The organism is Alistipes sp. i18-0019-D1 (assembly GCF_042852885.1).
GTDB lineage: Bacteria > Bacteroidota > Bacteroidia > Bacteroidales > Rikenellaceae > Alistipes.
The window spans coordinates 3,051,690-3,076,737 of record NZ_AP031424.1; the positions used below are offsets into that span (position 1 = coordinate 3,051,690).

A 25,048-nucleotide genomic window follows, 5' to 3' on the forward strand; every position below is an offset into this window, starting at 1 on the left:
TCAAATATCTTATTTACAATTAATTATCGGCAGGGGCGGACCTCTGTCCTGCCGGTTATCACTCCTTGCAACAATGAAAGTAAAAGTCTGGAAAGAGCAGGTTGTCATCCCGACCTATGAAGTAGGTGCTCCCGAAAAGAATCCCATGTTCCTCGAGAAACGCGTTTATCAGGGCAGCAGCGGCGTCGTCTATCCGTACCCCGTCATCGAGAAGATTGCGGACGAGCCGGTGGACAAAACCTATCAGGCGCTTTACCTTGAAAACGAATATATCAAGGTGATGGTCCTGCCGGAACTCGGCGGACGGATTCAGATGGCCTATGACAAGATCCGGGAGCGTCATTTTATCTACTACAACCACGTTATAAAGCCGGCGCTGGTGGGGCTGGCAGGGCCTTGGATTTCCGGAGGGATCGAGTTCAACTGGCCGCAGCACCACCGCCCCAGCACCTATATGCCGGTCGATTTCGCGATCGAGGAGCTGCCCGACGGCGGCGCCACCGTGTGGGTCAGCGAGCGCGAGCGGATGTTCCACCAGCGCGGGGCGGCCGGGTTCACGCTGCGTCCGGGCAAGGCCGTGATCGAGATTCGGGGCCGCGTGTACAACCCCACGCCGGTTCCCCAGACGTTCCTCTGGTGGGCCAATCCCGCGGTTGCGGTCAACGACGAATACCAGAGCGTGTTCCCGCCCGATGTGAACGCGGTCTTCGACCACGGCAAGCGCGACGTTTCGACGTTCCCCATCGCCACGGGCGTCTACTACAAGATGGATTACTCGGCGGGCGTGGACATTTCGCGTTACCGGAACATTCCCGTTCCGACCTCGTATATGGCCGTGCTGTCGAAGTACGATTTCGTGGGCGGCTACGAGAACGACACGCAGGCGGGGCTGCTGCACGTGGCGAATCACCACGTGTCGCCCGGCAAGAAGCAGTGGACGTGGGGCAACGGGGATTTCGGCGTCGCCTGGGACCGCAACCTGACCGATGCCGACGGACCCTACATCGAACTGATGACGGGAGTCTACACCGACAACCAGCCCGACTTCACCTGGCTGCAACCCTATGAAGAGAAGACCTTTACGCAGTATTTCATGCCTTATCGGGAATTGGGCGTGGTGAAAAACGCTTCGGAAGACCTGCTGATCAATGTGGAGAAGGAGGGCGGAATGTTCGTCGTGAAGGCGTTCGCCACCTCGGCGCGCCCCGGAGTCACGGTGCGTCTGTCGGTCGCCGGGCAGGAACTGTTCGCCGAAACGACCGGTCTTTCGCCCGAAAAGGTGTACACGCGGTGTGTCGGGTCGGCTGCGGAACTTTCGCAGGCGCGGCTGGAGATTCTCGACGCGGCGACCGGAGCCGCGCTGATCGCCTGGCAGGGCCGGTCCGACGGGGCCACGGACATTCCCGAACCCGCCAAGGCCGCGCGGGAGCCGGAAGAGATTCCGACGACCGAAGAGCTTTTCCTCACCGGGCAGCATATCGAGCAGTACCGCCATGCGACCTACGATCCGACGCGTTATTACCGTGAGGCGCTCAGACGCGACCCGTCGGACATCCGCAACAACAATGCGCTGGGGCTGTGGCTGCTGCGCCGCGGCAAATTCGCCGAATCGGAATCCTGTTTCCGCACGGCGGTCAAACGCCAGACCGAGCGCAATCCCAACCCCTACGACGGCGAACCGCTGTACAACCTCGGGCTTTCGCTGAAATTCCAGGGACGGCTGGACGAGGCTTACGACGCTTTTTACAAAGCGACGTGGAACGGCGCCTGGCAGGACAGCGGCTATTTCTCGCTGGCGCAGATTTCCTGCCTCCGGGGCGATTTCCGGGAGGCGCTCCGGGAGATCGAAAAATCCCTGCTGCGGAACGGTAGCAACCTGCTGGGCCGCCATCTGAAGACCGCCGTCCTGCGCAGGCTCGGGTGCTGCGAGGAGGCCGCGGCCTATGCCGGGGAGGCGCTGGAAGCCGATATGTTCAATTTCGGCTGCCTGTTCGAACGCTACCTGCTCTCCGGCCGGGAGACCGATCTGGAGGCGTTCGCCGCGCTGATGCGCCGCGACAGCCACAACTGGGAGGAACTGGCGCTGGATTATCTCGATGCCGGATTCTGCGACGAGACGGAGCAGGTGCTGCTCCTGGCGCAGAAGTATTGCACGGCGGTCTCTCCGCTCGTATATTATTACCTGGGATATGCCCGGATGCTGGCCGGAAAGGCTGCTGCGGCGGCCGAAGCGTTCGCCGCAGGCGCGGCGAAGGAGCCGGGAACCTGCTTCCCGAACCGTCTCGAAGCGATTCTGGCGTTGCAGAGTGCCATTGCCGTGAATCCCGGCGACGCCAAGGCCTGGTATTATCTCGGCAACCTGTGGTACGACAAGCGCCAGCACGGCGACGCCATCGCCGCCTGGGAACGCTCCGTGGAGATCGATCCGACGTTCCCCACGGCGCTGCGCAACCTTGCGCTGGGCTATTTCAACAAGCAGGACCGGCGGGACGAGGCGGTGGCGCTTCTCGAACGGGCCTATTCGCTCGATCCGTCCGATTCGCGTATTCTGATGGAACTCGACCAGCTCTACAAACGCCTCAACCGGACGCATGGCGAGCGCCTCGCTTTCCTCGACGCCCACCGTGCGGAGGTGAACGACCGCGACGACCTTTATCTGGAGTACGCCACGCTGCTGAACCAGTTGGAGCGTTATGACGAGGCCCGCGCGCTGATCGACAACCGGAAATTCCATCCCTGGGAGGGCGGCGAAGGAAAAGTGCCGGCGCAGTACCAGATCGCCCGTACGGAATTGGCCAAGGAGGCGATTGCCGCCGGACGCCGGGAGGATGCCGTTGCACTGCTCGAAGCCTGTTTCGTCTATCCGCATAACCTGGGCGAAGGCAAGCTGCGCGGGGCGCAGGAGAACGATTTCAACTACTGGCTGGGTGTGGCCTATGCCGGGATGGGCGACAGGAGTGCGGCCGAGCGTTGTTTCACGCAGGCCTCCGAGGGGCAGAGCGACCCGACGGACGCGAGGTATTACAACGACCAGAAACCGGACAAGATTTTTTATCAGGGATTGGCCCTGTTGCAGCTGGGACGCGCCGACGAAGCCCGGGGGCGCTTCGGCAAACTGGTCGCGTACGGCGAAAAACATCTGTCCGACGATGTGAAGATCGACTACTTCGCCGTGTCGCTGCCCGACCTGCTGATCTGGGAGGACGACCTGAACCGCCGCAACCGGATTCACTGCAACTACATGATGGGGCTCGGACATCTCGGACTGGGGAACCGCGACCTGGCCCTGAAGTTCCTGGAAGCGGCCGCCGCGCTCGACAACAACCATCAGGGAGTGGCTGCGCACCTGAAGATGGCGCGCGAAAATGCACTCGGACTGTAAAAAACGAACGATATGAGACGCTATCTACCGATTCTGCTGCTGTTGACCTGCTGCTCGGCGGCGGTTACCGGCGAAAATGCCTCCGGGCAATCGGGAATCGTATACCGGATCGATCCGGCGAAGACCTATCAGACGATGCACAGTTTCGGTGCTTCGGATGCCTGGCGCGCCCAGTATGTGGGACTGAACTGGCCCGACGAGAAGAAAAACCGGATCGCTGACTGGCTTTTCAGCATGGAGGAGGATGAGGAAGGCAATCCCAGGGGCATCGGGCTTTCGATGTGGCGCTTCAATATCGGCTCGGGCAGTTACGAGCAGGGCGATGCGAGCGGCATCACCAACACGTGGTCGCGCGTGGAGTGTTTCCTCGCGCCGGACGGCAGCTACGATTTCTCCAAGCAGGCGGGCCAGCAATGGTTCCTCGAAGCGGCCCGTGAACGGGGCGTCGGGAATTTCCTCGCCTTTACGATCGCGCCGCCCTGGTTCATGTCCCTGAACGGAAAAACCACGTCGCAGGGAAAGAAGGGCATGAACATCCGCCCGGACCGGTACGACGATTACGCCCGGTTCCTGGTGACGGTCATGAAGCATTTCGCCGTGGAGAAAGGCATCCGTTTCGGTTACGTCAGTCCCGTCAATGAACCCCAGTGGGACTGGAATACGCCCCGGCAGGAGGGAACTTTCGCCAACAATGCGGATTGCTATAAGCTGATCGGCGAACTCAACGACGAGATCTCCCGCCAGCGGCTCGACACGAAGATCGTCTTCGGCGAGGCCGGGGCCGTCAAGTACCTCTACAAGTCGGGAACCGATACGCCGATCGCCGACAACCAGATTCACGAATTCTTCTCCGGACGGGGAGCCTTTCCGATTCTCGGGATGAAAAACGTGCTGCCGTGCGTGAGCGGTCACTCCTATTGGAGCACCTGGCCTGTGGACAGCATGATCTCCGAGCGGAGGCAGCTCCGGGAGTGTATCGGCCGGCTAAGCTCCGGACTGGGATACTGGCAGACCGAATATTGCGTGATGGAGAACAACGCCGAGTCGAAAGGCGGCGGCTGGGGCCGTGACCTGGGCATGGACATCGCCCTGTACGTCGCGCGGGTGATCCACTACGATATCACCGTGGCGCAGGCCGCCTCGTGGCAGTGGTGGACGGCCATCACGCCCTATGACTACAAGGACGGCCTGATCTATCTCGACGACGGACTCGGCAACGGGCTTCGCGGGGAGAATCCGTCGCTCGACGCCTCGCTCAAGCAGGACGGCGTGGCCCGGGATTCCAAGCTGATGTGGGCGCTGGGCAATTTCAGCCGGTTCGTGCGTCCGGGAATGGTCCGGGTGGAGATCGCCTCTTCGACCGGAGTGACCGATCCGGGCCTGCTCGTCTCCGCCTACAGGGGCGGCGGACGGGAGGTCGTGGTGGTCGTCAACCTCGGAACCCGGGGGCAGAGCTTCCGCCTGGACGGAGAGGCCGAAAAATACCGTATGTATGAAACGTCGGAATCGGCCAGCCTGAAATACAGGGGCGAAACCGGGAGAGACAAGGTCTCCGTGCCGGCCCGCTCGGTCGTTACGCTGGTCTCCGGCGGCATTTGATACGCATCAATCCGAAAACTAACCCATAAACCAAGCCTATGAATGAACGAATCCTATTTCCGGGGAAACGGCACGTCGTTCCGTAAAGCCCGTCTATCCCGTTTGCCTTTCCCGGCCGGATCCGGACGCGCCGGCGCCGGAACTGCGGAGAGGCCATCCCCGAAGTCTTGAAATAAGAACTTCGGATCTGTCTGCCCTGCGAATTTGCAAGCCGGGCGCCAAACCTCAAACCAAACCTATAATCTACTAAACCTGAAAAAGATGGAGAGAAAAACAAACTTCTTTGTTTTTACCATGCTGTGGGCTCTATTCTTCTGTTGTGCGGCTTACGGGCAGGACCGGAATGTGTCCGGAACCGTTACCGATGCCGATACGCACGCCCCCATGGCCGGTGTGACGGTCGTGGTCAAGGGGTCCAACAGGGGGACCACCACGGACCAGAAAGGCCGGTATGCGCTGACCGTCCCGGATAAAGCCGTGCTGGCGTTCAGTTTTATCGGCTATGCGGATCAGGAAGTCCCCGTCGGCACGAGCCTTCTGGTGAACGTATCGCTGACGGAAGCCACCCAGAAAATCGAGGAACTCGTCGTGGTGGGATACGGTGTCCAGCGGAAAGCCACCGTGACCGGTTCGCTGGTGTCCGTTTCCAATGAAGAGCTGCTCCGCGCGCCCGTGGCCGGCGTGAGCAATGCGCTGGTAGGTCTCACTTCGGGCCTCCAGGCCCTGCAAACTTCGGGCGAGTTCGGCAGCGACAAAGTCGACCTGCGCGTGCGTGGTATCGCGACGCTGAACACGGGCGGTTCGTCGCCGCTGATTTTGGTCGACGGCGTCGAGCGCGCCACTTACAACGATATCGACCCGACCGAAATCGAGAGCCTGAACATTCTGAAAGACGCCTCGGCGACGGCCGTGTTCGGTGTCCGCGGCGCCAACGGCGTGATCCTGATCACCACGCGGCAGGGCAAGGTCGGCAAGCCGAAAGTGAGTTTCAGTGCCAATATCGCGGGACTGCAACCTTCCGTTCTGCCGCAAACGCTGGGTTCCTACGACTATGCGATGCTCCGCAACGAGGCGCAGCGCAACGAAGGCGCATCCGAGGACGAAGTGTTCTTCAAGGCGCCGACGCTGGAGAAATTCCGGACCGGTTCCTCCCCGGTTTTCTATCCCGACGTCGACTGGCTCGACGAACTGATCAAACCGCTTTCGTTCCAGCAGAACTACAACGCGAACATCAGCGGCGGCAGCGAGCGGATGCGCTATTTCGTGTCTCTGACCTATTTTAACCAGTCGGGCGGTTATCACAAGCCCGAGCAGGACCTCGGATTCAAGTACAAGCACAATTTCGACCGCTACAACGTGCGCATGAATTTCGACTTCAACCTGACGCGGGACCTCGTCCTCTCGGTCAAGTTGGGCAACCAGGTGACCGACAACATCTATCCCAACGGCGGCGCCTATGCGGCTTTCGACAAGGCACTGTCCACGCCGCCGATGGCGAGTCCCGGATTCGTCGAAGGCAAACTCGTGACGCAGGTCGTAGGAGCCACGTCGGGGGTCCCGCAGTTCAACCCGTGGGCGGAGGCCGGACCGACGAGCGGCGGCTCGGCCGGCACGCAGGACCGGCAGTTCTCCAATACGCTCAACACCAACGTATCGCTGAAATACAACATGGACTGGCTGACGAAGGGCCTTTCGGTGCGTGCGATGGCCGCTTACGACAGTTATTACAAAAAGTCCGCGCACAGGCAGAAATACTTCGATTCCTACACGGTGATCCCGGCCGAGAATGAAAAGGGCTATACGATGTTTCGCAACGGCGATTCGGGCCCCTATGCCGGAATGTCCGAGTCGATCTCCGCATCGAACAAGTGGCGCAAGATCTACGCCGAGGCGGCCGTCGAGTACAACCGCTCCTTCGGCGACCATCGTGTGACGGCGCTTTTCCTGGCCAACCTCGAAAAACTGCATAAGCCTTCGCTGGAGACGGGGCTTCCGCACGGTTATCTCGGACTCGTCGGCCGCGTGACGTACGATTACCGCGGCAAGTACATGATGGAGTTCAACGCCGGATACAACGGTTCGGAGAACTTCGCCCCCGAAAACCGTTTCGGCTTTTTCCCGGCTGTTTCCGCGGGCTGGATGGTGTCCGAGGAGAATTTTCTGAAAGACAGCAAAGTGCTCTCCCACCTCAAAATCCGCGGTTCGTACGGCGAGGTGGGCAACGACCAGATCGGCGGACAGCGTTACATGTACCTGCTGGCGCCCTATGCGCTGGGCAACGGCGGATGGGTGAAGACGACTTTCGGAACGCCGGGTATCGATCAGACCACCTACAATATCTACACCGAGGGCCGCCTCTCCAACGAAAAGGTGCAGTGGGAGGTTGCCCGCAAGTGGAACGTGGGCTTCGACATGCGTCTTTTGGGGGAGATGATCTCGCTTTCGGCGGACTATTTCGAGGAGAAGCGCGGCAACATCCTTTGGACGCTCAGCACCGTACCCGAATACGTGGCCGCCAAACTCCCGGCGTCGAATTTCGGAAAGGTGAACAATTACGGCTATGAGTTCGAAGCGGCGTTCAAGGGGCATGCCGGCAAATTCAACTATTGGCTGAAGGGCAACTTCTCGTTCGCGAGGAGCAAGATCATCGACCAGGACGAGGTCAGGTACAAGAACGCCTACCAGCAGCGCACCGGTCACCCGGTGGGGCAGTATTTCGGGCTGGTCTGCGATGGCTTCTACAACACCTGGGACGAGATCAACGATCCGGACCGCCCGGTTTCCATCTGGGAAGGGGCCGGGTTGCAGCCCGGAGACCTGAAATACCGCGACCTCGACGGAAACGGTATCGTCGATTCGAACGACGTTACCAGCATCGGTTACGGCAACTGGCCGGAGATCACTTACGGTTTCTCGCTGGGCGGCAGCTGGAAGGGGATCGACTTCTCCATCCTGTTCCAGGGGGCCGGCCGCGTGTCGACCTATTTCTCCGCACGTTCGGGCACGTATCCCTTCGCTGCGGACTGGGGACCGGCCTACGAATGGAACCTGGAACGCTGGACGCAGGAGCGATACGAAAACGGGGACAAGATCACCTTCCCGCGGCTGAAACTCAAGGACATCGAACACAACTACCAGAAGTCGAGCTTCTGGGTGCAGGACGGTTCCTACCTGCGCCTCAAAAACCTTGAGATCGGCTATACGTTCCCCAAGGAACTGTTGCAGAAGGCCCGGATCAGCAACCTGCGCGTTTACATCAGCGGCAACAACCTCTGCACGTGGAAAAACAACAAATACCCGATGGACCCCGATGCGCGTGAAGTGTGGGGCCGCGTATATCCCCCGATGCGGGTTTACAACATAGGTGTCAACTTCCAATTTTAGCGATTACAGCCATGAAAAACAAATTGATTACAGCCTTGATGGTGTGCGGGTTCATGACGCTGTGCTTCTCGTGCCAGGATTTTCTGGAAAAACCGGTCAGCAGCGAAATCAACGTCGACAGCGTTTTCGCTTCGAAGGTGCGCACGGAGCAGTTCCTCTGGAACGTTTACAACACCTGCTCGATCTATGAATTCCCCTATTACTGGCATGCGAGCGATTATCGCTTCCAACACTACGGCTCCTACGGCGCCCTGGTGTCGGCCGCTACCGACGAGCTGCAATGCGAGGCCCAGTGGCCCTACATCGTCCGTTTCGTCAATCCCGGAACGTGGAATGCCTCCAACGTCCAGATGTGCGAGTTCAATTCGGGATATGTTTACATCGGCATCCGCAACGCCAATATTTTCCTGCAGAACGTGGACCGCACCCCGTTTTCGGATACGGAGCGGGATAAAATGAAAGCCGAGGCCCGTTTCCTGCGGGCGCTGATGCACTTCGACCTTTGGCAGCGGCTTGGCGGAATACCCATCATCACCGAAGTTTTCTCGGCCGAATCCGCGGAGCAAATCAGCCAGAACAAGATTCCGCGCAGCACCTATGCGAAGACCGTCGAGTTCCTCGTCGGGGAGTGCGAGGAGGCGGCCCGCCATCTGCCGAACAGTTACGAAAGCCGCTATCTGGGGCGCATCGTGAAGGGGGCGGCGCTGGCGCTCAAGGCCCGGGTGCTGCTTTATGCGGCCAGTCCGCTGTTCAACAGCGACGATCCCTATGTGGCCGTTACGGACCCCGAACTGCGGGAGATGATCGGTTACCCGGGGTACGACGCGTCCCGCTGGAAACTGGCGGCCGACGCGAACAAGGCGGTGCTCGACTGGGCGCAGAACGAGAGCGGCTGGTGCAGGCTCTACGACACGCCCGACGACCCTGTCGACCGCTATGAGGAGATTTTCGTCAACCCGGCTGTCCCTGAAATCATCCTCGATGCCGGTCTGATGGGCACGACGACGAACGGGTATTTCTGCCGCTTCATGCTGCCGGGGCAGATCATGGGCGCGCATGACGTTCCGGTCAACCATGCGGTGACGTTCAACTTCACGAAACAGTACCAGAAGAAAGACGGAACGGATCAGGTATGGGACGAAGTCGAGGGGCAGAGTTATCCTTACGAGCAGTACCAGGCCAAACTGGGCGAACTCGACCCGCGTTTCCACGCCTCGGCGTTCATTTCCGGTTCGGAGTGGTCGCGGGGCAGCGGCACGGTGTACCATTTCTACGAGAACAACAACCTCTATCTGAAAGGCGTTCCGGGCGTCGGGTTCCTCCGGAAATTCTGCAAGGGCGTGAAGAACGGTTCCGCCCCGGCTCCGCGCTGGATCACTTTCCGGCTGGCCGAGTTCTACCTCAACTACGCCGAGGCGCTCAACGAGTCGAGTACGTCGGTCGAGGCGCAGGAGCAGATCGAGTGGGCGCTGAACGAAGTCCGCCGCCGGGTGAAGATGCCCGACATCGAATACACCGATCAGGCGGACATGCGTAAGGTGATCCGCCGGGAGCGCGCCGTGGAGCTGGCCTTCGAGCAGCACCGCTATTTCGACGCCCGCAGGTGGAAAACAGCGGTTTCCGAACACATGATGGAGGGTGACATCTACACCCTGCAACTCGCCCCCGGTCCCGATCCGGCCCGTCCGGCGGTCGGCGTGACCTATCAGTTGAAGAAGATCGGCAGCAGGGTCTGGGACGACCGGATGTACCTCTATCCGTTCCAGCAGAACGAAGTGAATCTCGGATACCTGAAGCAGAATCCGGGATGGGAATAATGATGACGAATCGGGAGACGGACCCGGTGTGCACACGGCGTGCGGCCGGCTCCGGATTCCGGAAAAAACGATTACCAATGAACAATAACCCTATGAAATACGGTTTGAAAGTATTGCCGGCCCTCGTGCTTCTGCTGTGCGGCGCCTTTCAGGCGAAAGCGTCGTTCCCGACGGCTCCCGATACGACTCGTGTGGACGTTGCTTACGGTAAGCAGGACCGGGTCGAAACGAGTTCCGCCTTTTCGGCCATCAGCGGCGAGGAACTGCGCAAATCGCAGGTCAGTACGTTGAGCAACGCCTTCTTCGGGCGGATTCCCGGCCTGACTGCCATGTCGAAATCCGGCGAGATCGGCTACGACGAGGCCAGCGTCTGGCTGCGCGGCCAGCACACCTCCGGGGATAACGGATTCATGATCCTCGTGAACGGCTACGAAGTTTCGGGATTCAACCAGATCACCGCCGAGGAGATCGAGTCGATCACCTACCTGAAAGACGCCCCGGCGCTTGCACTCTACGGCATGAACGGCGGCAACGGCGTGCTGCTGATCACGACCAAGCGCGGGCGTCCCGGCGACGGGAAGCTCAAGATTTCGGTGACGGGGCGTTACGGCGTCCAGCTGCCGCAGTACAAACCCCGTTTCAAGGGGTCGTACGAATATGCGACGCTGTACAACGAGGCGCTGGCCAACGACGGGCTGCCGGCCCAGTACACCGAGCGCCAGCTGGAGGGCTACCGTACGGGGAGCAACCCCTATCTCTACCCGGACGTGAACTGGTATGACGAAATACTGAAAAGCTCGGGGCACATCCAGGACTATACGCTCTCGTTCCGCGGCGCCGACCGTTTCGTCAATTACTATGTGATGGCCGGTTTTATGGAGAACAAGGGCCTGTACAAGGGAACCGACGGCGAGAATAACTCGAATATCGGGTTCCAGCGGATCAACTTCAGGGCCAATGCCGACATTTACATCACGAAGATGCTGACGGCGCAGGTGGACCTGGGCGGCCGCATCGAGGACCGGAAATTCCCGCAGGTAGGGACCGGAACCATGTGGAAAAACATGGCCACGTACGCTCCCAACCTCTATCCCGTGCGTACGCCGGAGGGGTATTTCACCGGTTCCGCCAGATTCCCTAACAACCCGGTCGGCAACCTGCTGGGGCTGGGTTGGAGTTCGCGCCATGCGTACGACGTGCAGGCGACGGCGCGGCTGACCCATAAGCTGGACTTCATCACCAAGGGCCTCTCCGCATACGCCGGCATCGCGCTCAATTCGTCCTACCAGAACGGATACGCCAAGACCCGGCAATATGCCTATTACGAACCGATCTACACGAAGAGCGAATCCGGTGCGGACGAGGTTTATTTCGAGAAGCGCAGCAACGATACGGACCTGAGCGTCTGGACGGGCAGCGACTCCGAGACCAGCCGGATGTACTTGCAGGCCGGATTCGAGTACGACCGCCGTTTCGACGGGGACCATCATTTGAGCGGATTGCTGATGTATCAGCAGAATACGCGCTCGGTGCTCGGCCAGCAGGCGATCTATGCCCAGCAGCTGATCGCCGGGAGGGTCAACTACGCCTATCGCCAGAAATACCTGCTGGAGGCCGTCGTCTCCTATAACGGTTCGGAGAATTATGCGAAGGGCAACCGCTTCGGCGTGTTCCCGGCGGCTTCGGTCGGCTGGGTGGTCTCCAACGAGAATTTCCTGAAGGACAACCGGACGCTGAACTTTCTGAAACTGCGTGCTTCGGCGGGCCTGGTCGGCAATAACCGCGGTGCGTCGCGGTTCGCCTACGAGCAGTATTGGGGAATCGGAGCGAATAAAGGATATTACTACGGAACGGCCGTGAAGTATTACGACGCCTTCGTGCAGCTCGCGCTGTCGAACGAGGACCTCACGTGGGAGAAGTCGGCGATCTACAACGCCGGGCTGGAGACGCGCTGGTTCGGCAACCGGTTGGCTTTCGACATCGACGTGTTCCTCGAAAACCGCCGTGACATTCTGGTCGACAACCGCAATTCGATCCCCTCTTTCTCGGGCATCGGTTTCTCTACACCGGTCAACAAGGCCAAGGTGCGGAATTACGGAACGGAACTCTCGCTGATGTATTACGGTCAGGCCGCCGGGGTCAGCTACTATGCCGGAGGTACGTTCTCCTTCGCCCGCAACAGGATCACGGCGAGCTACGAGACACCCCGTGCGGAACCTTACATGTACCGGCAGGGACATCCCGTGGGACAGCCCTTCGGGCTGGAGGCCATCGGATTTTTCCGCGACGAGAGCGACATCGAGAACAGCCCCCGTCAGGCGTTTACCCCGGTGCGTCCCGGCGACCTGAAATACCGCGACCAGAACGGCGACAACGTCATCGACGCCAACGACGAGGTGGTGATCGGGCGGCCGACGGTCCCCGAGATTAATTACGGAATCAAACTCGGGGTGGAATACAAGGGTTTCGACCTGCAGATGCTCTTCGACGGCCTTACGAATTACAGCCTCTATCTGAACGACTACAACTTCTGGCCGTTCGTCAACGACGCCAATATTTCGGATTGGGCGGCCGCAGGGCGGTGGACTCCGGAGAACAGCGCCCGCGCCACGTTCCCGAGGCTGACCACGCAGGCCAACACGAACAACTACCGCTCGTCGGACTTCTGGGTGCGCGACATGTCGCTGTTCCGCCTGCGCAATCTCGAACTGGGATACACGTTCACCCCCGGGAAGGGCCGGGTTTTCGGCGACATCCGGTTCTACCTGAGCGGGCTTAACCTTTTTACGGTCCACAACCTCGACGTGGACGTCAACCCCGAAACCCGCAGCTACGGCTATCCGACCTACAGAACCTTTACGGTAGGTCTGAATGTCACGTTTAACGGTTATCGAAAAAAATAACGGTATGAAAGCATTTGAAAAAATAACGTTCTGCCTGCTCTCGCTCATCCTGGCGACGGGATGCGATTTCCTCGACCGCGAAATCTCGGCCAATTACCACGAGAAAGAGGTATTCGTCAACTACGAACGCATGTTCAAGGCCGGAACCGGAATGTACACCTTCATGTTCTATCATTTCGGCTTCAACCGGGTCGGCAGCGCCATGCTCGCCGCAGCCTGCGACGAGGCGGACCACGCCAACAAGAACTCCACGATCCACCAGTTCAACGAAGGGGTCTGGACCTCGACATCCAATCCGGAGGATTGCTGGAGCCATTTCTACCAGGCCATCCGCAGCACCAATCTCTTTCTGCGCGAGACGGAGAATTACAAGGAACTCCTGCTGCGCGACCTGACGATCGAGTCGAACCGGCAGGAATACGAGTTGCAGACCCGCGACATCGCGTGGATGCGCGCCGAGGCCCGTTTTCTCCGGGCGTTCTACCACTTCGAACTGGTGAAGCGTTACGGCGGGGTTCCGATCATGACGAAAGTCATCGACGACGAGGCCGAACTGGCCAAAATCACGCGCGACGATTTCGACCGGTGTATCGATTTCATCGTCGGCGAATGCAACGAGATCCAGCCATTGCTGAAGGATACGTGGGTCGGTTACGACGACAACACTTGGGTGGGCCGCGCTTCCGGGCCGGCGGCCATGGCGCTGAAGAGCCGGGCGCTGCTCTATGCCGCCAGCAAGCTCCACAATCCGGACAACGACAAGGAGAAGTGGTACGAGGCGGCCAAGGCGGCCCACGACGTGATCGCCCTGGGGAAATACAGTCTTTCGAGCGACTACAAGGGCTTGTTCCTGTTGGGTGAAGGTGCGGAAAGCCGAAGCCCCGAGGTGATCTTTGCGGTCCAGGGCTGGAACGACAACAGCTATGAGAAGGCCAACTATCCGATCGGCTACGACCAGGGCGGCCTGAACTGCACTTGCCCGTCGCAGAATCTCGTGGACGCCTATGAGATGAAGGCCACCGGCAAGAATATCTGGGAGATGGGTTCGGGATACGATTCTGCGAATCCCTACGCGGGGCGCGATCCCCGGCTGGCGATGTCCATTCTGGTCAACAATACGTCGTTCAAGGGGCGCCCCGTGGAGTGCTGGGTGGGCGGCATCGACGGATACGGCCGCGAAAACGCCACCACGACCGGATATTACATCCGCAAATACGTCAATGAAAACCTCGACCTGACACAGAACCAGACGAGCGTCCATGCCTGGATTCTGTTCCGCTATGCCGAAATCCTGCTCAACTACGCCGAGGCGCTGAACGAATACCTCGGCCCGGAAAGCAAGGGCGAGTTCACGATGACGGCCAAGGCCGCGGTGGACGCCGTACGCACCCGTGTCGGGGTCGGGCTGCCGATCCTGCCCCCGGGACTGACCCAGGACGAGATGCGCGCGCGCATTTACAACGAACGGCGGGTGGAACTGGCGTTCGAGGAGCACCGTTTCTTCGACGTGCGCCGCTGGAAGATCGCCGAACAGACCGAGAACGAACCGATCATGGGCATGCGGATTTCGAAGGAGGGCGACGGGTCGTTTTCCTACAGGGCGGTTATGCAGGAAGATCGCGTGTTCCGGGATTATATGTACCTTTATCCGATTCCGGAGGCCGAGGTGCACAAGGGCGCGATCGAGCAGAACCCCGGCTGGTAATTTACGATGTGGTTGAACCTAAAGCAAAAAACCTGAAAGATGATACGATCGTTTTTGAAAATGGGAATGGCGGCGGCGGTGCTTCTGGCCGTGTCGTGCAAGGATACCGTGACCTTTCCGGACACGCCCTCGCCGGCGCTTCCTGCGGTGGCCGATGCAGCGGCCGACTATCTGTGGATAGGTCCCGAATACAAACTCACTGTGAAGGCGAATCTGTCCGACGGAGAGAAACTCTCCTCCGTGCGGCTGATCAACCGGGAGTGGGGAATCGACAAGCTGATCGAGCTCGATGCCGACAGATACACCGTCGACGAGACGTTCGATGTGACGAAGGACCACAACCAGACGGAGCACCTGCTCCAGCTGGTCGTGCGGAACGGGGCCGGCGGTATACGGAAGGTCTCCGTGGCGGTCAACGACCTGACGTCCGAGAACCGGATTCCGGGTTACGAGGCCGACGAACTGCCTCCCTCGGTCGTCATTACCAAGCCGACGGTGACCCGTTTCTACGGGCTGGACGGCGTTCCGATCGAGATCGAACTCGAAGCGAAGATCACCGAAAACGTGGAGCTTACGAGCATTTACGCCCGCGTGTGGGGTGAAACGGCTGCCGGCGATCCCGTCGATTTCGAGACGACGATCACGCCTTCGACCGACGAGGAGAAACTGGCCTACGATTACAGCGGGAAGTTCACGATTCCCGCCGAAAAGCCCGGCGAATACCAGTACCTCGTGCGTGCCGACGATTCGAGCGGCAACAAGACGGTGCTGGGCGGCAACCTCGTCGTCGGCATGATGGACCGGCTGTATCTCTCCGACGCCAAAAACGAGGCGGAGGTCACCGGGCAGGGCTTCGATGCCTATGCCGACAACAGCGCCTGGGGCATGGGTACGCTCCTTCCGATGCGGCGTATCGGCACGAACCTCTTCCGGATCGAGAATTTCTACTACCGCAACGAGGCCGACGACAACATCCGGTTCGTGGCGTTCATGGGCAGCGACCGTCCGTTCGGGGCGTCGCGCAGGATCAACTATACGCTGACCGGAGCCAACACGCTCGCCTGCGACCGGCAGAACGGCGGCACGCTGGTCGGCGGACTCGATGCGGAGCCGTATAAACTTCCGGTGTCGCAGAAGGGATATTACAACGTCACCGTGAACATGACCACGCGGGAGGTGACGGCGGAGTACGTCGCCGATCCGACCAACCCGGATTTCGCCAATGCCGACAAGTTCCCCGGCTACTCGGTGGATGCTCCGTGGGCTTATATGCCCTTTGTCGCCGGCGGCGCCGTCGAGGGCACGGCCGGCTGGTCGGAGGTGGACAACAACACGAGCCTGGTACGCGAAGAGGAGCACCCGTTCATTTACAGCGGCGATTTCCGGACGGCAGGCGGCGTCAACATTAGCCTGCGCGCCCCGCGTGCCGCCCTGACCGGCGACCGTGCGAACTACGGCTGGTTCCGGCTCCCCTCCGCCCGCACCAACATCCGGGACGTATACGGGGACCTCTGCTCCGGACTCGGTCCCGTGGGAGTTGCCAGCGGCGGCACCAATTACGGCATTGTGCTGACCGGAAAGACCGATTGGCACGCTTCCTACGACCTGATCACCTATCGTTTGAGACTTGTTAAAAAATAAGAAGCCTGTGAAACTGAAAGAATTATCGATTGTCGCGGCATTGCTGTTGCTGGGCGGAACTCCGGTTCTTGCCCGGCAAGGCTCCGCGCCCGGAAAGCGGGAAAAGGAATCCCTGTCGCTGGCCGGAATATGGCAGTTCAAACTCGATCCGACGAATGTCGCCATTCCCGTCAAGGGAAGCCGGTTTACGCCGCAGCTGCCCGAAACCATCACGCTGCCCGGTTCGACGGACCAGGCGGGCAAAGGATACAAGACACAGGACATGACGTCTATCCGCCTGACCCGCATGTTCGAATACGCCGGGGCCGCCTGGTACGAGAAGCAGAATGTATTCATTCCCGAAGAGTGGCGCGGCAAGCGGATTTTCATTCACCTCGAACGGGCGCACTGGGAGGTGCGGGCCTGGGTCAACGGACACGCCGTCGGCCGGGAGATGAGCCTCTCGACGCCCCATGAGTTCGACATCACGGACCGGGTGAAGTTCGGCGAACGGAATACGGTCCGCTTCCGGGTGGACAACAGCAAGATTTTCAACCTGGAATACACGCATGCCGTCAGCGCCGAGACCCAGACCAACTGGAACGGCATCGTCGGCGACATGGAGATTCGCGCCTACGACCAGGTCCGCATGGCCGACATCCAGCTCTATCCCGACCGGAAAGGCCGGAAGGTGAAGGTCGACGTCACGCTGGCCAACCCGCAGAAACGGAGCGTCGAGGGCGAAATCGCCCTGCGCTGCTCCGGCGGGAACAGCGGGAGCGACACGGCCGTGCAGCTCCCGCTGCGGACCTATGCCTTTGCGGGAAGCGATTCCGTGTTCGTTGTGAGTTATGAATATGCGCTGGGCGACGAGGTGCTGCTGTGGGACGAGTTCACGCCCAACCTCTACCGTGCGGAGTTCTCCATGACCGCTTCCGACGGGAAGGATACCTTCGCCGACGAAACGTCGGAGACATTCGGTGTGCGCGATTTCGCGACCGAGGGAACCCGGCTCACGATCAACGACCGCATCCTGTTCCTGCGCGGGAACGTCAACTCGGCCGAATTCCCGATCACGGGCTATCCGCCGACGGATTACGACGAATGGTTCCGGATTTTGAAAGTGTGTAAGGACTACGGGCTGAATTCCGTACGGTTCCACTCGTGGTGTCCCCCGGAGGCGGCTTTCGAGGCGGCTGACAGGCTCGGACTCTACCTGCAGGTCGAAAATTCCGACTGGCGCTTCACGATAGGGACCGTTCCGGAACTCGATGCGTTCTTCTTCGACGAGGCGGCCCGGATTTTCCGCGAATACGGCAACCATCCTTCGTTCGCTTTCTTCTGCGAGGGCAACGAACTTGTAGGCCCGGGGCGCGATCCGTTCCTGAAAAAGATGCTGGCGCAGTGGAAAGAGGACCCGCGCCACCTCTATGCGGCGGCTTCGGGTTATCCCAACATCGAGGGCAGCGACTTCTTCGACTACTACGGACCCCGTCCGCAGCGGTGGCAGGAGGGGCTGAAAGGCCGTTTCAACGTCGCCCCGCTCAACACGATGTACGATTACAGCGACTATGTGAAAAAGGTATCGGTTCCGCTGATCACGCACGAGATCGGCCAGTGGTGCAACTATCCCGACTTCAATCAGGTCGGCAAGTATACCGGGGTGCTGAAACCCTATAACTACGAGATTTTCCGCGAGGGACTGCGCGACAAGAACATGCTCGACCAGGCCTGGAATTTCCACATCGCGTCGGGAAAGTTCCAGGTGATCCAGAAGAAGGAAGAGTTCGAGTCCTATTTCCGGACGCCCGGGTTCGGAGGTTACACGCTGTTGCAGATCAACGATTTTCCGGGGCAGGGCACGTCGCCCGTGGGCGTGGTGGACGTTTTCTACGATGCCAAGCCTTACGTGACGGCAGAGGAGTTCCGCCGCATGCAGGGGACGCGCGTGCCGTTGCTGCGCGCCGAAAAATTCACTTGGACCAACGGGGAGACCTTCACCGGGAAGGCGCAGATCGTGAATTTCGGTGACCGGGCGATCCGCAACGGCCGCGTCGAGTGGTCGCTGAAGTATCCCGACGGACGGGTCTACCGCAAGGGCGGCTTCCGGGCGACCGATATTCCGGTCGGCCCGATCACCGACCTGGGCGGGGTGTCGATCCCGTTGTCGGGAATCCGCGAGGCCGTGAAGATGACGCTGACCTTCTCGCTGGCCGGGACCGATGTCTTCAACGAATGGGCCGTGTGGGTTTATCCGCAGCGGCTTCCCGAAATGCAGATGGGCGATGTCGTGGTTGCGAGGGAGTGGAATGCGACGGTCCGGCAGCGGCTGCTCGACGGCGCCACGGTCTTTCTGATGGCCGATCCCGAACGGATCGACTCGGACGTGCCTCCCGGATTTTCGGGAATCTCGTGGAACGCCGTCTGGTCGGGAACGCCTCCCAACCTTCTGGGTATTCTCTGCGATCCGGAGCATCCCGCCCTGCGTGAATTCCCCACGGAGTTCCATTCCAACTGGCAGTGGTTCGACATGGTGCGCTACTCCCGTCCGATGGTGCTCGACCATACGCCCGCATTGTTCCGCCCCGTCGTACAGATGATTCCCGACTGGAACAACAACCGCAAGATCGGTCTGATCATCGAGGCGCGGGTGGGCAAAGGCAAACTGCTGATGACGAGTATCGACCTGGAAGGCATCCGGGAGAAAAGCCCCGTGGCCCGTCAGATGCTTCACAGCCTCGAACGTTACGTGGCCGGCGACGGATTCGCTCCGACGGCTGAACTGACCCCGGAGATGATCGACAAACTGTTCAGGACCGAATAGCCCGGCCGCGCTCCGGAAAACCGAAAACCTGCCGTGAGCGGACTAAATTCCGCTCACGGCAAAACCAAAGACAAAGACCATGCGCAAGGCATTTGCAATTATCCTCGTTTTCGCGGCTTTTTTCCTGCCGTCTTCCCCGGCTGCGGCCCGGACAGCTTCCGCCGAAAACTATCTGGACTCCCTGCGTTCGGAACTGAACGCCCGGTGGCCCCGGAACCGGACTCTTAACCTCGTGTTTCACGGGCACAGCGTGCCGTCGGGTTATTTCAACACTCCGAACGTGAGGACGCTCGAGGCCTATCCGCACCAGGTGCTGGAGATCGTCAAGGGGTGCTATCCCTATGCCGTCGTGAACAGCATCGTGACGGGAATCGGCGGCGAGAACTCCGAGCAGGGCGAGAGGCGTTTCGCCGCCGGGGTGCTCACGCACCGTCCCGACGTGCTGTTTATCGACTATGCGCTGAACGACCGCGCCATCGGGCTGGAAAGGGCCGCCGCGGCGTGGCGCAAAATGATCGGACGGGCGCTCGCAGAGGGCGTCAGGGTGGTTCTGTGCACGCCGACGCCCGATCTTACCTCGGACCTGCTCGACCCCGAGACCCCGCTGGCGCTCCATGCCCGGCAGATCCGGAAACTGGCCGCGGAGTACGGCGTCGGGCTGGCGGACACCTACGGGGCGTTCGTGGCTCTGGCCCGGGAGGGGCGCGACATCCGGAGTTACATGGCCCAGAGCAACCATCCCAACGGGCGCGGGCATGCCGTCGCGGCTTCGGAAATCGCCCGCTGGATACTGACGCCTGAACAGCACCGGGCGTTCCGGGCCGGGAGGGTGCTTGCCCAGATGCGCCGTGTCGCCGACTGGCAGCTGGATAATTTCGAACGGCAGTCGGCCGAAGGTTCCCGCTATCCGGATTCGCACGCCTATTGGTCCTGGGTCAATGCCGTGATGTACGTAGGGCTGGCCGGGATGACCGATCTGGCGACGGAGGCGAAATATACGACCTTCCTGCAGACGGTCGGCCGGAAGACCCGGTGGAAGCCCGGACGGAATATTTTCTTCGCCGATGACCTTTGCGTGGGGCAGTTCTACGCCATGTCCTATGAGAAATACCGTGACAGCGCCATGATCCGTCCGACGGTGGAGGCGCTCGACCGGATCATGGCGGCGCCCGACACCGCGAGCCTGAACTACTATGCCAAAGGCTCCCACAGCCGCTGGTGCTGGTGCGACGCGATTTTCATGGGCCCGACGGTCTATGCCCGGGTGGGCCGTGTGACCGGCGACCGCCGCTATTACGACTACCTCGACCGGGAATTCCGCGTCACCTGCGATACGCTCTACTGCCCCGAAGAGAGGCTCTTTTTCCGTGACACGCGCTATATCGGCATGCGGGAGAGGAACGGCGAACGTGTCTTCTGGGGCCGGGGGAACGGCTGGGTGACGGCGGGCCTCACGGTCATTATCGATAACATGCCCGACGATTATCCGGCCAAGACACGTTACGTGACGCTGTTCCGGGAGATGATGGAGCGGATCGCGGGGTTGCAGGGCGCCGACGGGTTCTGGCACGCTTCGCTGCTCGACCCTGCGTCGTACCCGGCACCGGAGACCAGCGCGACGGGATTTTTCACGTACAGCCTGCTCTGGGGCGTCAACCGCGGCCTGCTCGACCGCGCGCATTACGGCCCGGCTGCCGAAAAGGGGTGGCGGGCGCTCTGCGAGGCCGTGCATGAGGACGGAAAAGTGGGGTATGTGCAGCCCATCGGGGCCGATCCGCAGCAGGTCGGCCGGGACGATACGGAGGTGTACGGCGTCGGTGCGCTGCTCATGGCGGGCCGCCAGATGTATGATTATGTAATGAAACCCTGATATGAAAAATTTGCGGAATATTATATTGATGGCAGTCGCCGTGCTGGCTTTCACGCCTGGCCGGGCGCAGCGGGACACCGTCGCGCTCGACGGCGGGGGATGGACCTTCAGGACCGATGCGGACAGCGCAGGCTGGGGTGCATGGCAGGCGGGCGTGCCCGGGGGACGCGAGATCCGGGTCCCGCATACGTGGAACGTCGAGGACGGCACGGAACGCTATTTCGGACTGGCGTGGTACGAGCGGCATACGGAGGTTCCCGCGGCGTGGAAAGGCCGGCGGGTACGGCTGTGTTTCGACGCCGTGTACCGCGATATGGTCTGCTACGTCAACGGGCGCGAGGCCGGGCGGAACACGGGGACGGGATTCACTCCGGTGTCGTTCGACGTGACGCCGTTGCTGCGTTACGGTGCGTCCAACCGGATCGTCGTGGCCGTGTCGAACCGTTTCAGCGAGCATGCCTTTCCCTATAAGGCGTCCTTCGACTGGCCCAACGACGGGGGTATCATCCGCCCGGTCGCGCTCGTCGCAACGGACGGCGTCCCCGTGCGCTATGCCCACATAAGGCCCGATGTCGACCTGTCCGACAGTTCGGCGGTCGCCTCCGTGAAGATCCGGCTCTGGGACGAACGGGTTCGCCGGGCCGATTTCACACTGACCGTTCTGGACTGGAAAAACCGCGAACCCGTTGCGGAGAAGCGTGTGGCGCTGAAGTCGGAGGACGGTGTCTTTACGACCGGAATGGTCTTCGAAAAGGTCCGCCTGTGGCATTTCGACGCGCCGAACCTCTATGTGATGCGGGTCGATGTACACGGCCCGAAAGGGTTGCAGGACCGCTATGAAACCCGTTTCGGATTCCGTAAACTTGCGATCGAAGGGGACAGGCTCCTGCTCAACGGAGAGCCGGTCCGCCTGCCGGGCGTGGAGTACATGCCGGGCAGCTATCCCGATTACGGGATGGCCGAGCCGGTCGGAGTGATGGCCGAAGCGGTACGGCTGATGAAGGAGCTGAACTGCGTCGTTACGCGCTTCCACTGGCAGCAGGATGCGCGCATCCTCGATATGATGGACGAGCAGGGCATGCTGGTGCAGGAGGAACTGCCGTGGTGGCAGCAGCCCGGCGATCCGAACCCCGAGTTGGAGGCGCTGCTCAAACACCAGCTCGACGTGACGGTCGAACGGGATTACAACCGTCCGTCGATTCTCTCCTGGGGCGTCAGCAACGAGGTTTATCAGAATACGGATAAGAGCATCTATCAGCGGATGATCGACCATGCCCGCAGCTGGAACACGAATGCATTCGTCACGGTCGTGTCGAATCAGATTTACACCACTCTGGCCAACGACGAGTCGCTGATGGCCGACATCCCCACCTGGAACGACTATTCGGGGACATGGCACGGCGGCGACAGGACCCAGTCGCCCGTGCGCCTCGACGAGATCAACAAAAAGGCGCTGAAGGGCCGTCCGCTGCTGATCACCGAGCACGGTCTCTGCGAACCGCGTTTCGTCGGGGGCGACCCGCGGCGGATCACCGAAATGACCTACCATTACGACGCATGGGCAAAATCGCCCTTTGTCATGGGGTGTATCTATTTTTCGCTCAACGACTACCGCACGCACGTCGGCGAATCGGGCCGGGGGCGGTACAAGGCGCGCATACACGGGCTGACCGATATGTGGTTCGGCAAAAAGCCCTCGTTCGGGGTCTATGCGGGGCTGGCCTCCCCGGTTTATTTCGAATCCGTGCAGCAGCATGCCGGCGGGACGCAGGCCGAGGTCACGATTGCGGTGAAAAACAGCCTGCCGAGCTATACCTTGCGGGGCTATACGCTTGTCTGGGACTCCGTGGACGGCGAGAGGTCCCTCCCGCTGCCGGTGTTGAATCCGGGCGATAAGTTCACGGCGACGATCGGCGGTACGGACCCGCACCGGAAACCCCGGGTCCGGGTCGTTCGCCCGACGGGTTATGTGGCTGCGGAGAACGATTGACGACAAACGCATGAACCGATGAAATACAGACTCTTTCTGTTGATCCTGCTGGCCCTTCTCTCCCTGCGCGTGTCGGCGCGGGACGACGGGTTCCGGTTTTTCAGCGACGCGGACCGGGCGGCGGTCCGTGCTTCGGCGGCGACGCCGTGGGGCCGGGCGATCCTCGACTCGCTGGCCGGAGTCGTCGAACGGCGCCGGGAGCATCCGCTGGCGGTTCCCCTGCTCGAAGGGGGCCATCTGCATGACTATTTCTGTCCCCGCCACAACGTGATGCTCGTTTTCGACTGGGACCGGCCCGCGGCCCACTATTGCAGCCTGTGCGGAGATTACATCACGGGAGACAAACGCCGCGACTGGGCGTGGGTCAATGTGCTGCACGCCCGGAATCTCGACTATCTCGTCTGTGCGACCTATTTGTACTTGGCGACCGGGGAGCGGAAATATGCGGAGTACATCCGCGACATGCTGCTCGACTACGCCTCGAAGTACCCGACCTATTTCGAACACAACCCCGACCGCCGGGCCACTGCGCTCAATAGCGGACGGATGTTCGGCCAGAGCCTCGACGAAGCGGTCTGGGCCAGCGATGCGGCCCGTGCTTATGCGGTCGCGAGGCCGGTTATGACCGACCGGGAGGCCGGGGTGATCGAGAGCGGCTACCTGCGCGTGTGCGCCGATATGCTGCTTAAAAGGCGCGGCGGCGGCAACTGGCAGGTATGGCATAACAGCGGCCTCATCGCTCTGGGTGTGGCGCTGGGTGACGATTCGCTGATCGACACGGCGCTGAACGATTCCGAGTGCGGATACCGCCGCCTGATGGAGGCGTGCGTTTACCCCGACGGCTGGTGGAACGAAGGGTCGCCCACCTATCATTACTACCCGCTGCGGGCCATGCTGCTCTCGGCCGGGGCGCTGCGCTGCCGGGGGATCGACCTTTTCGACGGCAGGCTGTTCCGTATGTTCGCCTCGCCCGCGCAGGGAACCTATGCAGACCTGGTGTTTCCGGCCCACAACGACGGTTGGCACGGCGAATCCCTCACGGCGCAGGTGCGGCTGTATGAACTGGCCTATGCGCATTACCGCGACCCCCTGCTGCTCGACGTGCTGAAACGCTGTTACAGGGAGGTTCCCCGGAATTCGTACGAGGCGCTCCTCAATCCCGACGGCGCGGCGTTCGGCGGCGCGGCGGCGCTGCCCGGGAGCCTCGTGTTCGGGGATCTCGGGGTCGGGATTCTGCGCAGCGGACGGAGGACCGTCGTGCTGAAATACGGTCCCTACGGCGGCGGGCACGGCCATCCCGACAAACTTTCTGTTTCGGTTCACGACGGACGGCGGGAGATTCTGCCCGACCTCGGAACTTCGGCCTACGGGGTTCCTGCTTTCAGGGGATGGTATCGCAGGACACTGGCCCATAATACGGTGACGGTGGACGGCGCCGACCAGCGGCCCGTGGCCGGGGCGCTGAAGACCTTCCGCGCCGCGGCATCCGGCGGAACTGTCGCTGCCGTCTGCGACGACGCCTATGCGGGGGTCGGGATGGAGCGGACGCTGACCTTGCGCGGAGAGAGGCTGAAGGATGTTTTCATCGTACGTTCCGACTCGCTCCATACCTACGACTATGTGCTGCTGCTGACGCAGCGCCCCCGGATCGGCGGCACTGCACAACCCGCGGAGCTTGGCGAATTGCCGGCTTACGATTACATTTCGGATGTGCGGAGGTATGAGAAACGCAGGGAATTCGTCCTCGAAGTTCCGGGTGCGCGGATCGGCGTGAAGGTCGGGCCTGCGGCCGCTTTCGAGGTGTTTGCGGGAACGGCTCCCGGCATTCCCTCGTCGTTGAATTCCACGCCTGCGCAATCCGCTCCGGCCTGCTATCCGGTGATTGTCCGGGTGCGCGGCAAAAACCTTCGGGTGGAAACCGATTGGACGTTTCAATAATTATCAGACAACAGAT

The 25,048-nt window shown here is 60.9% G+C and carries 11 protein-coding genes; all 11 read left to right on the plus strand.

All coding sequences use genetic code 11. The annotated features are described in order from the left end of the window. The first annotated feature begins 73 nt into the window (after window positions 1-73). The 11 genes from ACGHP5_RS12775 (at window position 74) to ACGHP5_RS12825 (ending at window position 25,032) form a co-directional block, all read left to right on the plus strand. On the plus strand, window positions 74-3,382 hold the full coding sequence (locus tag ACGHP5_RS12775; RefSeq protein WP_337656430.1) for a DUF5107 domain-containing protein: 3,309 nt from the start codon (window positions 74-76) through the stop codon (window positions 3,380-3,382). A 12-nt stretch (window positions 3,383-3,394) separates the two neighbouring features. Continuing rightward, window positions 3,395-4,981, plus strand: coding sequence for a glycoside hydrolase (locus tag ACGHP5_RS12780; RefSeq protein WP_390567107.1), 1,587 nt, complete (start codon window positions 3,395-3,397; stop codon window positions 4,979-4,981). Window positions 4,982-5,275: 294 nt separating this feature from the next. Further along, the gene (locus tag ACGHP5_RS12785; RefSeq protein ID WP_390567109.1) at window positions 5,276-8,365 is read left to right on the plus strand and encodes a SusC/RagA family TonB-linked outer membrane protein; all 3,090 of its coding nucleotides are present in this window, start codon (window positions 5,276-5,278) and stop codon (window positions 8,363-8,365) included. An 11-nt stretch (window positions 8,366-8,376) separates the two neighbouring features. Further along, window positions 8,377-10,182 (plus strand): RagB/SusD family nutrient uptake outer membrane protein, encoded by a 1,806-nt coding sequence (locus ACGHP5_RS12790; RefSeq protein ID WP_390567111.1) that lies wholly within the window; start codon window positions 8,377-8,379, stop codon window positions 10,180-10,182. Between the two features lie 77 nt (window positions 10,183-10,259). Further along, window positions 10,260-13,085, plus strand: coding sequence for a SusC/RagA family TonB-linked outer membrane protein (locus ACGHP5_RS12795; RefSeq protein WP_390567112.1), 2,826 nt, complete (start codon window positions 10,260-10,262; stop codon window positions 13,083-13,085). Window positions 13,086-13,089: 4 nt separating this feature from the next. Further along, on the plus strand, window positions 13,090-14,790 hold the full coding sequence (locus ACGHP5_RS12800; protein WP_337772555.1) for a RagB/SusD family nutrient uptake outer membrane protein: 1,701 nt from the start codon (window positions 13,090-13,092) through the stop codon (window positions 14,788-14,790). A 39-nt stretch (window positions 14,791-14,829) separates the two neighbouring features. Beyond that, complete coding sequence (locus tag ACGHP5_RS12805) at window positions 14,830-16,431, plus strand: hypothetical protein (RefSeq protein ID WP_337772554.1); 1,602 nt, start codon at window positions 14,830-14,832, stop codon at window positions 16,429-16,431. A gap of 7 nt (window positions 16,432-16,438) precedes the next feature. Then, window positions 16,439-19,234: a sugar-binding domain-containing protein gene (locus ACGHP5_RS12810; protein ID WP_390567115.1), complete on the plus strand. Its 2,796-nt coding sequence runs from the start codon at window positions 16,439-16,441 to the stop codon at window positions 19,232-19,234. 79 nt (window positions 19,235-19,313) lie between these two features. Then, window positions 19,314-21,104, plus strand: coding sequence for a glycoside hydrolase family 88 protein (locus tag ACGHP5_RS12815; protein WP_390567117.1), 1,791 nt, complete (start codon window positions 19,314-19,316; stop codon window positions 21,102-21,104). Between the two features lies 1 nt (window position 21,105). Next, window positions 21,106-23,094: a glycoside hydrolase family 2 protein gene (locus ACGHP5_RS12820; RefSeq protein WP_390567119.1), complete on the plus strand. Its 1,989-nt coding sequence runs from the start codon at window positions 21,106-21,108 to the stop codon at window positions 23,092-23,094. A gap of 18 nt (window positions 23,095-23,112) precedes the next feature. After that, a complete protein-coding gene (locus ACGHP5_RS12825) occupies window positions 23,113-25,032 on the plus strand; it encodes a heparinase II/III family protein (protein WP_390567121.1) in 1,920 nt (639 codons plus the stop codon). Window positions 25,033-25,048: the final 16 nt, after the last annotated feature.

What these genes read in the sequence shown, in the direction of transcription:
- ACGHP5_RS12805 (WP_337772554.1), top strand. Translation starts at nt 14,830, where the DNA reads ATGATACGATCGTTTTTGAAAATGGGAATGGCGGCGGCGGTGCTTCTG.
- ACGHP5_RS12780 (WP_390567107.1), top strand. Translation starts at nt 3,395, where the DNA reads ATGAGACGCTATCTACCGATTCTGCTGCTGTTGACCTGCTGCTCGGCG.
- ACGHP5_RS12820 (WP_390567119.1), top strand. Translation starts at nt 21,106, where the DNA reads ATGAAAAATTTGCGGAATATTATATTGATGGCAGTCGCCGTGCTGGCT.
- ACGHP5_RS12825 (WP_390567121.1), top strand. Translation starts at nt 23,113, where the DNA reads ATGAAATACAGACTCTTTCTGTTGATCCTGCTGGCCCTTCTCTCCCTG.
- ACGHP5_RS12775 (WP_337656430.1), top strand. Translation starts at nt 74, where the DNA reads ATGAAAGTAAAAGTCTGGAAAGAGCAGGTTGTCATCCCGACCTATGAA.
- ACGHP5_RS12815 (WP_390567117.1), top strand. Translation starts at nt 19,314, where the DNA reads ATGCGCAAGGCATTTGCAATTATCCTCGTTTTCGCGGCTTTTTTCCTG.
- ACGHP5_RS12785 (WP_390567109.1), top strand. Translation starts at nt 5,276, where the DNA reads ATGCTGTGGGCTCTATTCTTCTGTTGTGCGGCTTACGGGCAGGACCGG.
- ACGHP5_RS12800 (WP_337772555.1), top strand. Translation starts at nt 13,090, where the DNA reads ATGAAAGCATTTGAAAAAATAACGTTCTGCCTGCTCTCGCTCATCCTG.
- ACGHP5_RS12790 (WP_390567111.1), top strand. Translation starts at nt 8,377, where the DNA reads ATGAAAAACAAATTGATTACAGCCTTGATGGTGTGCGGGTTCATGACG.
- ACGHP5_RS12795 (WP_390567112.1), top strand. Translation starts at nt 10,260, where the DNA reads ATGAACAATAACCCTATGAAATACGGTTTGAAAGTATTGCCGGCCCTC.